The organism is Mycobacterium persicum (assembly GCF_002086915.1).
In the GTDB taxonomy this organism is placed as follows: Bacteria; Actinomycetota; Actinomycetes; order Mycobacteriales; family Mycobacteriaceae; genus Mycobacterium; species Mycobacterium persicum.
The window spans coordinates 2,992,576-3,005,031 of record NZ_MWQA01000001.1 but is presented as its reverse complement, the minus strand read 5'-3'; the positions used below and the strand labels follow the sequence as shown (position 1 = coordinate 3,005,031).

At 66.2% G+C, this 12,456-nt stretch carries 16 protein-coding genes and 1 pseudogene; 7 read left to right on the top strand and 10 right to left on the bottom strand.

Annotated features, from left to right (window positions below; translation table 11 throughout):
* Window positions 1–378: 378 nt before the first annotated feature.
* Window positions 379–692 (bottom strand): annotated as a pseudogene (locus B4U45_RS13765) (LLM class flavin-dependent oxidoreductase); the annotation flags it as partial.
* 51 nt (window positions 693–743) lie between these two features.
* Here B4U45_RS13765 and B4U45_RS13760 point away from each other — a divergent pair.
* Together B4U45_RS13760 and B4U45_RS13755 are read left to right on the top strand one after the other, a co-directional pair.
* Complete coding sequence (locus tag B4U45_RS13760) at window positions 744–1,175, top strand: hypothetical protein (RefSeq protein ID WP_075549748.1); 432 nt, start codon at window positions 744–746, stop codon at window positions 1,173–1,175.
* Window positions 1,176–2,183 carry a PHP domain-containing protein gene (locus B4U45_RS13755; RefSeq protein WP_075549749.1) on the top strand — a complete coding sequence of 336 codons (1,008 nt, stop codon included), beginning with the start codon at window positions 1,176–1,178 and terminating at the stop codon, window positions 2,181–2,183. It abuts the gene before it with no gap.
* Here B4U45_RS13755 and dinB read toward each other — a convergent pair.
* Window positions 2,172–3,374, bottom strand: coding sequence for a DNA polymerase IV (dinB, locus tag B4U45_RS13750; RefSeq protein ID WP_083153557.1), 1,203 nt, complete (start codon window positions 3,372–3,374; stop codon window positions 2,172–2,174). The two genes, B4U45_RS13755 and dinB, sit on opposite strands and share 12 nt — an antisense overlap.
* Window positions 3,375–3,490: 116 nt before the next feature.
* On the opposite strand from dinB, the gene B4U45_RS29885 reads away from it, so the two are divergent.
* The 4 genes from B4U45_RS29885 to B4U45_RS13735 all read left to right on the top strand — a co-directional run bounded on the left by B4U45_RS29885 (window position 3,491) and on the right by B4U45_RS13735 (window position 5,572).
* Window positions 3,491–3,703 (top strand): MEDS domain-containing protein, encoded by a 213-nt coding sequence (locus B4U45_RS29885; RefSeq protein WP_259641805.1) that lies wholly within the window; start codon window positions 3,491–3,493, stop codon window positions 3,701–3,703.
* Window positions 3,691–4,449 carry an anti-sigma factor RsbA family regulatory protein gene (locus tag B4U45_RS29295; protein WP_255245919.1) on the top strand — a complete coding sequence of 253 codons (759 nt, stop codon included), beginning with the start codon at window positions 3,691–3,693 and terminating at the stop codon, window positions 4,447–4,449. Before B4U45_RS29885 ends, B4U45_RS29295 begins: the two co-directional genes overlap by 13 nt.
* Window positions 4,446–4,724 (top strand): hypothetical protein, encoded by a 279-nt coding sequence (locus B4U45_RS13740; protein WP_075549751.1) that lies wholly within the window; start codon window positions 4,446–4,448, stop codon window positions 4,722–4,724. The genes B4U45_RS29295 and B4U45_RS13740 overlap by 4 nt, the downstream gene beginning before the upstream one ends.
* A 104-nt stretch (window positions 4,725–4,828) precedes the next feature.
* Window positions 4,829–5,572, top strand: coding sequence for an ANTAR domain-containing protein (locus B4U45_RS13735; RefSeq protein WP_131808380.1), 744 nt, complete (start codon window positions 4,829–4,831; stop codon window positions 5,570–5,572).
* Window positions 5,573–5,581: 9 nt separating this feature from the next.
* Here B4U45_RS13735 and B4U45_RS13730 read toward each other — a convergent pair whose 3' ends face one another.
* Window positions 5,582–6,229: a TetR/AcrR family transcriptional regulator gene (locus B4U45_RS13730; protein WP_075549829.1), complete on the bottom strand. Its 648-nt coding sequence runs from the start codon at window positions 6,227–6,229 to the stop codon at window positions 5,582–5,584.
* Window positions 6,230–6,305: 76 nt separating this feature from the next.
* Here B4U45_RS13730 and B4U45_RS13725 point away from each other — a divergent pair, with 76 nt between their 5' ends.
* A complete protein-coding gene (locus B4U45_RS13725; RefSeq protein ID WP_075549753.1) occupies window positions 6,306–7,775 on the top strand; it encodes a flavin-containing monooxygenase in 1,470 nt (489 codons plus the stop codon).
* 4 nt (window positions 7,776–7,779) lie between these two features.
* Here the strand turns inward: B4U45_RS13725 and rraA are convergent, their stop codons facing one another.
* The 7 genes from rraA to B4U45_RS13690 all read right to left on the bottom strand — a co-directional run bounded on the left by rraA (window position 7,780) and on the right by B4U45_RS13690 (window position 12,298).
* The gene (gene rraA / locus B4U45_RS13720) at window positions 7,780–8,262 is read right to left on the bottom strand and encodes a ribonuclease E activity regulator RraA (protein WP_075549754.1); all 483 of its coding nucleotides are present in this window, start codon (window positions 8,260–8,262) and stop codon (window positions 7,780–7,782) included.
* Window positions 8,263–8,266: 4 nt separating this feature from the next.
* Window positions 8,267–8,695, bottom strand: coding sequence for an Rv3852 family protein (locus B4U45_RS29880; protein ID WP_083153553.1), 429 nt, complete (start codon window positions 8,693–8,695; stop codon window positions 8,267–8,269).
* 123 nt (window positions 8,696–8,818) lie between these two features.
* Window positions 8,819–9,166, bottom strand: a complete 348-nt coding sequence (locus B4U45_RS13710; RefSeq protein WP_075549756.1) for a hypothetical protein — start codon at window positions 9,164–9,166, stop codon at window positions 8,819–8,821.
* 12 nt (window positions 9,167–9,178) lie between these two features.
* On the bottom strand, window positions 9,179–9,835 hold the full coding sequence (locus tag B4U45_RS13705) for a DUF6474 family protein (protein WP_075549757.1): 657 nt from the start codon (window positions 9,833–9,835) through the stop codon (window positions 9,179–9,181).
* 111 nt (window positions 9,836–9,946) lie between these two features.
* Complete coding sequence (locus tag B4U45_RS13700) at window positions 9,947–10,345, bottom strand: hypothetical protein (protein WP_036404886.1); 399 nt, start codon at window positions 10,343–10,345, stop codon at window positions 9,947–9,949.
* Between the two features lie 471 nt (window positions 10,346–10,816).
* Complete coding sequence (locus tag B4U45_RS13695) at window positions 10,817–11,512, bottom strand: TMEM165/GDT1 family protein (protein ID WP_075549758.1); 696 nt, start codon at window positions 11,510–11,512, stop codon at window positions 10,817–10,819.
* A gap of 252 nt (window positions 11,513–11,764) precedes the next feature.
* A complete protein-coding gene (locus B4U45_RS13690) occupies window positions 11,765–12,298 on the bottom strand; it encodes a hypothetical protein (RefSeq protein ID WP_023368897.1) in 534 nt (177 codons plus the stop codon).
* Between the last annotated feature and the right edge of the window lie 158 nt (window positions 12,299–12,456).

Here is a 12,456-nt window from a genome sequence, read left to right as displayed (position 1 = left end):
TGTGGAGTTCCGCCCGAGTTGTCCGATCGCAGGGAGTGTCGCTGTGCGTAGCAACCCAGTACCCCGGTCACGGGTGGGGCGAATCGCCTGGTCGTGGTTTCGTCACCCGGTAAAGAGTCACGAGTTTCCCGCAAGAAACGAGCGTCTGGTCACCGCTGAAGAGTTGCTCCGCTTCGCGATGTGATCGCCAGCTGTTGCCCCCGCTCGGGCGCAACGAGTTTGCTCAACGATATCGAATTGTTATCTGGGCCCGCATTGCGAAAGCAGCCCCGATTCCCGGATCGCCTCCGCCAGCGGCTGAAGGACCGCGGGGTCGGGGGGTGGAACTCCTCGGGCGGAACGCCGACGAAATTCCAGTGCTGGGCATAGCGCGCGGTTGGCGCCGATGCCCAATTCGAGCCGTCCGTTGGAGATGATGTCCAGGGCGGCGGCCATATTGGCCAGCACCGCCGGGTGCCGGTGATGGATGCCGGTGACCAGGGTGCCCAGGCGCAGCCTCCGCTGGCCTGCGCGAGCGCGGTCAGAGTCGTCCAGCCTTCCAGGCACGGGCCGTTCGGGTCGGAAAAGATCGGGTAAAAGTGATCGAAGGTCCATCCGGATTCGTAGACGTCGATGCCGTCGGCTTCCTGCCAGACCGCCAGCATCTGTGCCCACGTGGTGTTTTGCGGTGAGGTCTTGAATGCGAATCGCATGAGGCTGACGGTAGTCCAGCGTCCGGAAGCGCAACTACACTCGAGGCAACGATGTGCTACGCCCCGGGAATCGACACCAAACTCACCCTGCTGGCGGCCGGACTGATCTTCTTGTTGGCGCTTGTCCTCGGGGTGTGGAAGTACCGGCAGATCATGATCTCCGATGACCGCCGGGCGCATGTTTACGTCGACATCGCTCACCGGGCGGCGCTGCTGTATGCGTTTGCGACGCTGTTGATCGCGGTCTTCGTCGAACTCAGCGTCTGGCCGGCGTGGCTCAACCTGACGGCAGCGATGGTGGTGGTGTTCTTTTTCGTCGCCGCGATCGGCAGTTACGTCTGGCACGGCGCCCGGCGCGACACCGAAAACCAATTCGACCCTCCGGCGCCGGGAACCCGGCTGGGGATGGCCTTGCTCATTCTCGGCGAAATCGGCGGTTTCGCCGTGGTTTTCGTCGGCTTCATCGCGGGGCAGTTGAGTTAGATGGATCCGGTAACCGCGCTGCGCCAGATCGCCTACTACAAGGACCGAAGCCGTCATGACCCGAGGCGCGTCATGGCGTATCGCAACGCCGCCGACGTCATCGAGAAACTGGACGACGCCGCGCTCGAGCGGCACGGTCAGGCCAACAGCTGGCAGTCGCTGCCGGGCATCGGGCCGAAAACCGCCAAGGTCATCGACCAGGCCTGGTCCGGCCGCGAACCCGACCTTCTCATCGAATTACGTTCAGCCGCTGAGGATCTCGGTGGGGGAGCGGTGCGCGCCGCACTGCGGGGCGATTTGCACCTGCATTCGAACTGGTCGGACGGGTCGGCTCCGATCGAGGAGATGATGGCCACCGCGGCCGGCCTGGGCCATGAATACTGCGCGCTGACCGACCATTCGCCGCGGCTGACGATCGCCAACGGCCTGTCCCCGGAACGGTTGCGCAAACAACTCGACGTCATCGACGAGCTGCGCGACAAGTTCGCCCCGATGCGCATCCTCACCGGAATCGAGGTCGACATCCTGGAGGACGGCAGCCTCGACCAAGAGCCGGAGCTGCTGGATCGGCTCGACATCGTGGTGGCCAGCGTGCACTCGAAGCTGGCGATGGATGCGGCCGCGATGACCCGGCGGATGGTCCGTGCTGTTTGCAACGGCCACGTCGACGTACTGGGCCATTGCACGGGCCGGCTGGTCTCCGGCAACCGCGGTATCCGGCCCGAATCGAAGTTCGACGTCGAGGCGGTGTTCACCGCCTGCCGCGACCACGGCACCGCGGTAGAGATCAACTCCCGCCCCGAGCGCCGGGATCCGCCGACGCGGTTGCTCAATCTGGCCTTGGAGATCGGTTGCGTGTTCAGCATCGACACCGATGCGCACGCACCCGGCCAGCTGGATTTCCTTGGCTACGGTGCGCAACGTGCCCTCGATGCCGGTGTTCCGGTCGACCGCGTGATCAACGCCTGGCCGGCCGATCAGCTGCTGGAGTGGGTGTCAATCCGGTAGCCGCGGCATTTCCACGCCCGGGTCGCGGCCCATCAACACCGCGCGGGTCAGCGCGGATTTGCCGAAGCGCCGCCGGATCTGGTCCACCGCCTGGTCGAGTACGTCCGGCGGCTCGCCGTCAAACGGCAGCATCAGCTGCTGGGCGCCGCTGGGGTCGATACCGGAGACCGCAAAGCCGACCAGGGTCAGTCCCCGCCGGGCGATGTCCGGCGCGGCCGCCGCGACCAGCCGCCGGGCGGCGGCCAGGATCGGCTGCGTCGCCGCCGTCGCCCACGGCAGCGTGTGTGACCGGGTGGCGCGGCTGAAGTCGTCGAATCGCAGGCGCAACACCACGGTTCGGCCGGCGCGTCCGGCGGCGCGCATCCGGCCGGTGATCCGGTCGACCAGGGTGACCACCACCGCGTCGATCTCGGCGGATGACATGCTGCTGCCGGTTCGTCCGAGCGCTCGTTGGGCGCCCACCGAGCGTCGCCGCACGCCGACGGTCACCCGGCGGCGGTCGATATTGCGCGACAAGGCATACAGTTGGCGGCCCATCGCGCCGCCGACCATCGAGCCCAGCGTGGACTCGCTGAGCTCGGCGACGTCGGCGACTGTATGAATGCCGTGGGCGTGCAGCTTGTCGGCGGTCACCGCGCCCACACCCCACAACCGGCGCACCGGCAGCGGATGCAGAAATGCCAGTTCCCGATCCGGCGGCACCAGGAGCAATCCGTCGGGCTTGGCCTCCTGGCTGGCGACCTTGGCGAGGAACTTAGTCCGGGCCACTCCGACGGTGATGGGCAGGCCGACCTGCTCACGCACGTCGGCGCGCAGCCGCGCCGCGATCTCGACCGGGGTCCCGCAGAGCCGGCGCAGCCCGCCGACATCGAGGAACGCCTCGTCCACCGAGAGCGGTTCCACCACCGGTGTGCAATGGCGAAACACCGCGAACACCGCCTCGCTGGCCCGGGTGTATGCGCTCATCCGCGGCGGCACCACCACGGCGTGTGGACACAACCGGCGCGCCTGAGCGCCACCCATCGCGGTGCGCACGCCGTAGGCCTTGGCCTCGTAGCTGGCCGCCAGCACGACTCCGCCGCCGACGATCACCGGGCGGCCCCGCAGTGCGGGGTCGTCACGCTGCTCGACGGAGGCGTAGAACGAATCCAGGTCCGCGTGCAGGATGGAAGCCTCATTCCGCACGAGCATATGTTCGCAGCCGGGTATGACAGCCGAAGGTGGCGCGGCCGGCACGCCGGCCGCGTCGCGGTAGCATCGGCAGTCGGGGACGGGGAGGACCTCTAGCGGATCAAGGTGATGGCCGCATGACCACGAGCACCCATGCAAAGCCTCCCGGCCTGGCGCATTTCGCGCTGTTCTATCGCTCTGAGCCGGAGTACCTCGACGCGGTGGTGCCGTTTGTTCTCGACGGACTGGTCAACGACGAGCCGGTGCTGGTCGCAGTCCCGGAACGGGAGCTTGCTGTGCTACGCACCACGTTAGCCCGCGCCTGCCAAGAGGGGCGTTGGCCGACTTGACCGACGTCGGCCAAAACCCCGGCCGGATTCTCGGGGTGGAGAGTGCTTTCGCCGCCGGGCACGAGGGCCGCCCGGTCCGGATCGTCGGTGAGCCGGTATGGCCGGGCCGCACCGACGACGAATATCCGGCATGCGTGCAGCACGAGGCGTTGGTCAATGCGGCGTTTGCCGGACGCGACGCGACGGTGCTGTGCCCCTACGACGCCCGCGGACTGAGCGCTGACGTGGTCGCCGACGCCCGGATGACCCACCCGCTGGTGTGGTCGGACGGTTCGGCGGACCGAAGTGCCGAGTATGCGCCGGATGACGCGCTGGCGCGCTACAACCGGCCGCTGCCCGCCAACCCGATAGCGGTCACCTATACGATTCGGTCCGCCAATGATCTTCGACCCGCCCGCTCGGTCGCTTCCTGGTATGGGAACGGGCTGGGCCTGCCCGCCGCGACGATAGCCAATCTCGAGCTGATCGCCACGGAGTTGGCTACCAACAGCCTCGAACACGCCGGCAGCGCATGCCGGCCGGCCTTCTGGCAGCACAACGGGTATGTGGTCTGCGAGGCGAGCGACCGCGGCCGGTTCGCCGATCCTCTGGCCGGGCGGCGTCCTCCGGTCCGCGGCGTCGCCGGGGGCCGCGGCCTGTTTCTGGTCAACGCGCTGGCCGATCTGGTGCGTACCCATAACGGCGTCGGCGGCACCACTATCCAGGCGTGCCTGCGGAGGGACTCATCGAAACGGGGGATCGCATGATCCGACAACATGGTGTCGTCGCATCGGCCGCGGGCCTGGTCCCCTTCGGGCATCTGGGGTGGGGTTACAGCGAGCAAGCGCAATTTCGCGCACGTGCCGCCGAATACATCGTGGACGGACGGCTGCAGAATCAATGGGTCGAGTACGTCGGCGCCCGCAGCCGCGACGAATTGCGCTCCGAATTCGCAGCCATGCCCGCCCTGTCCGAGATCCGATATCGACGGCATCGGCGTGACGCCGGTCGCAGAGTTCTATACCTTTCGGCCCGGCACTGACGTGGTGGATCCCGGGGCTTCAATGGCCCAGCGCGTCGAGGCGGTCGAGAAGGCGCTCGCCGACGGCTACTCGGGCTTCCGGGGCCGTCGTGGATTGCACCGCGGTGGCACGCAGGCCCGACCAACTCGACGCGTTCGCCTGCTTCGAGTTCCTGATCGACCAGAAGATGGCCGTGCTTCCGGTGTCTGCGCTGTGCGCCTACGACACCGGACAGGTGAGAAACGATGCGGCCGAACTGATGTGCCTGCACCCCTACATGGGTCCGCACGGGCCCAGTTTCCGGCTCTACGCCGCGCCGGGATGCGGCTTTGCGCTGGCCGGTGAGATCGATGCCGCAAGCGAGTCGCTCTTCGCCGCCACGCTGCACCGCACCTGGCCGCTGACCGGCGACGACACGTTGGTCATCGACGCGCAAGGGCTGGAATTCAGCAGCCACCGCCAGCTGGACATCCTGGATCGCTGCGCGCGCTCCGGTAACCGCGATGTGCTGCCGCGCACCGACCAATCCGCTGCCATCCGCCTCTTCGGCGTGCTCGATTTCGCCCGCGTCCGACTGGAGCTGCCCGCCGACTGTGACGACGACGGCTGGTCACAACCGCAGAACGACCAGCATGTGGAGAGCCGGGCGACCATTGAGCAAGTCAAGGGCGCGCTCATGCACGGCTTCGGCGTTACCGCTCAGGAAGCCTTCGACATGCTGGTGACGTTGTCGCATGACACCATCACCAAATTGCGCGATGTCGCCGCTCAGTTGCTGGACCAGCTGGCCGGACCTGCCTCGGGCCGAACCCGCCGCGGCATTCACGACGCCATCACAACCGTGCGGAACCGGTTACGCCACGATTGACCGCCGCGGTTAACGCCCCTGCCCGTAGATGCTGCTGACCCAGATGTGCACCAGCGTGTCCAGCACGCGCGCTTCCGGGATGCAGGGTTGTTCGGCGGCAAAGGACGCGAACAGCGTCCGTTCATTCATCAGATTCAGCGCGGTGGCCAGTTCCATGGCGGGCACGGTGACCGGCGCGGCGCCGCGGTCGCGTTCGGTCTCGATCACCTCGGCGGTGTAGGAGATCCATTTCTGCATGAACGTCGACCACAGGTCCCGGACCTCGGCGCTGGTCGCCCGAGCGGCCTGACCAGCCCGGGTGACCGCCTTATGCGAACCGAACGTCTCGAAGAAAACGTTGATCCCGGTACGCCACATGGTGTCGCGGTCGGCGTCCGGGGCCTGGATCAGGTTTTCCAGCGCGGTGTCGGCCTCGGTGACCACCCGGTCCAGCAGCGTCAACAGCACCGCTTCCTTGGAGGGGAAATAGAAGTAGAAGGTCGGCCGGGAGATTCCTGCCCCCTTGGCCAGGTCGTCGACCGAGATGTCGGCCAGGGGACGCGATTCCAGCAGCTTTTCAGCGGTGACCAGGATGGCCAGTTCTCGATCGTCGCCGGATGGCCGCGCGGTGCGCCGGCCGCGATGCAACGACGCCTGACCGGTCGGGGAAGTGGCCACGAACCGCAGCTTACCGTGTGTCGATAATTTCGACACTACGTTGACGCACTCAACATCGCGTTGATAGCGTGGTTCCATGACCGAGCATCTTGACGTCGTCATCGTGGGCGCGGGGATTTCCGGCGTGAGTGCGGCCTGGCATCTGCAGGACCGCTGCCCCACCAAGAGCTACGCCATCCTGGAAAAGCGTTCCGCCATGGGCGGCACCTGGGACCTGTTTCGCTATCCCGGCATTCGCTCCGACTCCGATATGCACACCCTGGGCTTCAGGTTCCGCCCCTGGACCGAGCGTCAGGCCATTGCCGACGGCAAGCCGATCCTCGACTACGTCAAGGGCACCGCGGCCATGTATGGCATCGACAAGCACATCCGGTTCAACCAGAAAGTCGTCAGCGCCGACTGGTCGACGGCCGAAAACCGCTGGACCGTCAACATCGAGACCAATGGCACCCGCAGCCAGCTCAGCTGCTCGTTCCTGTTTCTGTGCAGCGGCTATTACAACTACGACCAAGGCTATTCGCCGAAATTCCCCGGCGCGGCGGACTTCACCGGTGCCATCATCCATCCACAGCACTGGCCCGAGGACCTCGACTACGAAGGCAAGAACATCGTCGTGATCGGCAGTGGCGCCACAGCCGTCACTCTCGTTCCGGCGCTGGCGGATTCGGGTGCCAACCACGTCACGATGCTGCAACGTTCGCCGACCTACATTGTCTCGCAACCGGACAGTGACAGCATCGCCGACAGGCTCAACCGGTGGCTGCCGGAAAACCTGGCCTACTTCGCGGTCCGGTGGAAGAACGTGTTGCGTCAGGCGGCGGTGTACGGGGCCTGCCAGAAGTGGCCGCGGCGGATGCGCAAGATGTTCATGGGCTTGGCTGCGCGCCAACTGCCCGAAGGTTACGACGTACGCAAGCACTTTGGCCCGCACTACAATCCGTGGGACCAGCGGTTGTGCCTGGTGCCAAACGGCGACCTGTTCCGTGCCATTCGCCACGGGAAGGTCGAGGTGGTCACCGACACCATCGATCGGTTTACCCCTGCCGGAATCCGGCTGAATTCCGGACGTGAACTTCCGGCCGACATCATCGTCACCGCGACGGGTTTGAATCTACAACTCTTCGGCGGGGCGACCGCCTCCGTCGACGGCGAACCGGTGGATCTCACCAAGACGATGGCCTACAAGGGCATGATGCTGTCCGGGATTCCCAATATGGCGTACACGGTCGGCTACACCAATGCCTCGTGGACCCTGAAGGCCGACCTGGTGTCGGAGTTCGTCTGCCGTGTGCTGAACTACATGGACGCCAATGGTTTTGACACGGTGATGGCCGAGCATCCGGGTCCGGATGTCGAGGAACGGCCGTTCATGGAGTTCACTCCGGGCTACGTGCTGCGCTCGATCGACGAACTGCCGAAGCAGGGCTCACGAAAGCCGTGGCGGCTCAATCAGAACTATCTGCGCGACATCCATCTGATCAGAAGGGGCAAGATCGACGACGAAGGGCTGCGCTTCTCCAAAAAGCGTGCCCCCGTGCGGGTTTAGGTTTTCACGGGCAGACCACGACAATGCCGTCGTCGTCGCTGTAGAGGACTTCGCCCGGCACGAATGTCACGCCGCCCAGGGTAACGTCGACGTCGCGTTCCCCGGCGCCGGTCTTGGTGCTCTTACGGGGATTGGTGCCCAGCGCCTTGATGCCGATGTCGATGCCGCGCAGTGCGGCCGAATCACGTACCGCGCCGTGTACCACCAGGCCCGCCCAGCCGTTGGATCGGGCCAATTCGGCGATCACGTCGCCGACCAGCGCGCTGTGTAACGAACCGGCGCCGTCGATGACCAGTACGCCGCCGGCACCCGGCTGCGAGAGCACGGATTTCAGCAGGGCGTTGTCTTGAAAGCAGCGCACCGTGCTGATCGGCCCGGCGAACTCCGGGCGCCCGCCGAACTGGCGGAATTGCAGATCGCAGCTGCGCACGTCGGGCCCGATATCGTCGACCAAATCGGCCGTCGGCCGAAACGACACGTTGTGCATCGACCTAGCGGCGGCGCAGCTGCCGGACCAGCAGCATCGCCAGCAGGCTTAGCACGACGGCGACCAGCAGTGGAACGGTGAAGTTGTTTGACGCCTGCTCCACGTCCCGGGAAAGTGGGTCGTTGGCCCGGTCGACAGCTGACTTCGCTTGTGCTGCGGCGTCTTTGGCGGCGGCGGCAAGTTCACCATTGGATTTCGCGTGCTGCTCGAGTCCGGGTGGCTGGGCGGCCATCGCGGCGGCCGCGGGTTCCGGGTTGCCGGCGGGCGTTTTCTTGGCGGGGGCTTTTTTGGCCGGCGTTTTTTTGGCTGGGGTTTTTTTGGCGGGCGCTTTTTTGGCGGGCGCTTTCGCGGCCTTCTTGGCGGGCTGCTTCTTGGCCGGTGGTCTCGGTGTGCCGTCGGGTTCGCCGTCGGGTCGATCCTGCGGGTCTGCCATGCGGCCGCTCCTTTGCAGCTTCTCTGTTTGCGTGGGGTCGCTCACTGGGTCGCGAAGCATTCGGGTCCCATCATGCCAGGACCCGGTATGCCGCCGTCTCGGCTACCTGGGCGCGCGGGCGGGCTAGGGGCGGCGCCGCAGCGCCCATAGTGCTCCGGCGGCCACCGCGGCTATCGCACCGACGGCGAAAGGCCAGGTAGGAATGTCGGCGTCGGTGTCGGCCCGGGCTACCGTCACCGGGTAGCTGGCGCGCAGCAGCTGTGGCCGCCCGGTGACGGCCGGGCCGGTCGTCACCGGCTCGGCGGTGGGCCACCCGGTGCCCGGACGCTGGATGCCGGTCAGGCTCATCCGGGTCGGGCCCGCAGACGCGCGGACGGGGTCACCGCTGGCGCCATCCACCGTCGAGGGCGCGGTGAGCGTCAGGGCGATCAGCAGCAGCGCCGACCATGCGAGACCGAGCAGCTGCTTCATGATCGCCGCATTTCAGGTCAGCCCTAGCCGGGCCATCAGGTCGGCCTCGATGCCGTCGAGCTGTGCGGAGATCGCGGTGTGGGCGGCCCGGCGCCGTTGCGCAGGCATGTTCTCCGCGGCTGTGATGGCCGCTGACAGCTCGGTGAGCCGTTCACTGATGGCCGCGACGAATTGCTTGGTCTCCGCGTCCTTCGGCTTGTTTTCCTGGACCATCCGCAGCGACTGCTCCGAACCGGCGATCCTGGCCGACAGCCGGGCGCCGTGCCCGGAGAATTGTCCGACCTGAGCCAGCGGAACCCCGAGTTGGTCGGCACGACGCTGATCGATCAGCCCGCGCGCGGCAATGGCCGCCCGGTATATCACCGGCGCCAATATCGGGGCCAACAGCCGCGACACCGTCAGCGCCCGGCGGATTCGGGTGGGCGACAGCAACTTACCCTCGCGTGCCGCTTTGAGCTGGGTCTCGGCGACCTTGAGTGCCGCGCGATCGCTGTCCCGCTGCGCCTTGAGCTGTGCCTTGAGGGCCTTGTCCGCCGCCTTGCGCTCGTACTTGAGGTGACGCGCCGCGTTCTTCGCCGACAGCTTGGCCTCGAGCTTGGCGCGGGCCTTGATCGCGCGGGCTTCGGCGCGACGAATCACCCGGCTCTTTCGCTTGCGGAACAGGCCCATTCCCGGCCGCCTCCCGGTTCTCGTGGACTATCGCGGTGCGTGCGCGATCGTTGGGCCAACCCTAATCCGCGTTGGGCCCGGGCGACCCGTCAGGTCGGTGGCTGCCGGCTGTTACGCGTCGAGCCGCTCCGCGCGGCGCAGTTCGTCGATCCGGTCGACGATCTGTTGCTGCGCCTGCGCCGACAATCCATGGGAGCGCTCCGCGATGCGGCGCACGCCGTCGTCCCGCATCGCGGCCAGCCACTGCAATTCCTTGTCGATTTTTGCGTAGTAGTCGTCGTCGGTGAAGTAGGCCGCCCTGATGCGGAAGAAGTTGGCGAGGGCGGCCATGGTCGCCGACGACGGATTGGTGCGGTTGCCCGAGCGTAGCTGGGACAGGTAGGGAGCCGACATCGTGATGCCCTCCGCCTTGAGCGCGGCGATCACCTCCGCGGAGGTGTGCGGCCCGCGTCCGGGTGGATACACCGTGTCGAACAGACGGTTTAGGCGGGCAGCGAACGTCGTGCTCATCGATATGACCTCCACCGGGCTGCAAGATCGAACGGTTACCTATCTTTATTTGCTGATCATGGTAGCGACAGTTATGTCCACAACCAAGTGCAAACCTGAGCGGATTGCGTACCGGCGTGCTGGAGGCGCGATCAGGATGCCCTTGACGAGCGTCCAACCGATTCGGTGAGGTGTCCACAGAATGAACGGATTTCACAGGCTATCCGCAGAATACATTGCCTGGCGGTGCTCGGCGAGCTATCAGGCCGGCCGACCGGGATCGGTTTACGCGCACCTCGCCAGGTGAATGCATTCAAAGTCGGGCAACCAACCCCTAACGGCGCAATGCTCGGCCGCTCCTTTGCTGTCGAGCTCCACTGCGGGGGGCGGCGCGCACCGGCGACGTCGCCGCCGGTGCACCGGAGCCGCCCGCGACCTGTCGTCCGCATCGCCGAACCGTACGGGGTCCGGTAGCCGCCGTTCAGCAGAGGTTCAACCGGGCTGGGCGGACCTGGTGGTCACCGCGGAGGCACTGCGACGCCGGCGAAGAGTTTGCGCCGTAACCCCGGCCGCCGCGACGATCGCCACCGCCGCCGTCACACCGATGGCGACCGAGCGCCACCCGAGGGCGCCGTCGAACAGCATCCACAAGCCGAACAGCAGGAACAACAGGCTGGCCAGCACATGCAGCAGCTGCTCGGGCAGCCGCTGGTGCAGCAGTAGTCCCGCACCGATTGCCAGGCCGTCGGCCAAGATCATGCCCAGGGTGGAGCCGATCCACACACCGACCCAGTCGTGATCGCTGGCCAGGGTCACCGTTGCCAGCGTCGTCTTGTCGCTGAGCTCGGCCAGCACGAACGATGACACCACGGTCAGCAGCGCGAACCGTGGATGGGGTGGGGTCGCGGGCTTGTCGTCACCGGCCGCGCTTTCTCGCCAGGCCCACACCGCGAACAGTAGGAACGCGATCGCGCCCGCGAAAGCCATCGGCCGCGCCGGGAGCGTGGCGCCCAGGAAGTGGCCGATCGCCACCGAGACCCCGTGCACCGTGAAAGACGCGATCGCCACGCCGGCCATCACCACCCACCAGCGAAACCGCAACGCATAGGTCATGGTCACGAGTTGGGATCTGTCGCCGAGTTCGGCGACGAAAACGACTCCGAGACTCAGGAGTGTGGCTGCGAGCATTGGGGACGACCTTTCGACACGTGGCCGATGACGCCGTGGTCATCGAACATCGGTCGAAGGTCTCGCCCACCGTCTGCACGACGGTTCGCCGGCCGGGCTTTCGCCAGTATGTCGACCCGACGATTCGGGGCTACTCCCCTTCGCTAACGAACCCCAGGCTAGCGGCCGGTTTCCGGGCGCGCCAGGGCGACGACAGAGTTCGGCCAGTCGCATTCTCGGATTCGCTGGCCGAAACTATGGTTTCGAATTGGCTTATGCGGCAAGCAGCATCGCCAGGATTGCGGTGTCGGGGTGGCTGATGGGGTCGACACCGACGCGACTCACCATTGATGTGATGGTGCCGTCCGCTTCGGCCTCCACCCAGGCGGCCCGGTGCTCCAGACCCAGATGCGGCAACCCGGGCAGTAGGACGCAGCCCGACGCCGCGCCGGTGCATTCCGGTAGCGACGGCGTTGTTTCCGAGGGCGGATGCAACATCAGCAATGCCGGGGGCTGATGATCGGCGAAATATCCGGGTCGGATGGCGGATTCGCCGAACACCGTGCCCTCGGCCAGCACCAGGCCGACGGTTCCGGGCGCGGGTTCGTCGGGCAATTCTTCGCGGGCACCGAATACGGTTGTCGTGGAAAGCAGTCCGGGCCACGACGCGACCCGGACGGCGACCATCAGCAGCTGCGCCCATTCTTTGGTCGAATCAGGCCAGCGTCCAGAGATGACAAACCCTTTCAGGGCACCACGAGAATGAAAGGGAGCAACCCCTATCGGTCTATCTGACCCAGCATTCATGCCGCCCTCCGAGATGCCTCCATCCGAAATAACCGCGCTGCTAGCTCGAACAACCGTCTAGTTTCAATAATCAAGCATGCGCGGGGATTTGGCGCTGCGCAACCCGACACGGCTAACCCCTCGCCACGATCGCGGTGTCGTCGAGAAGTCGCGATATC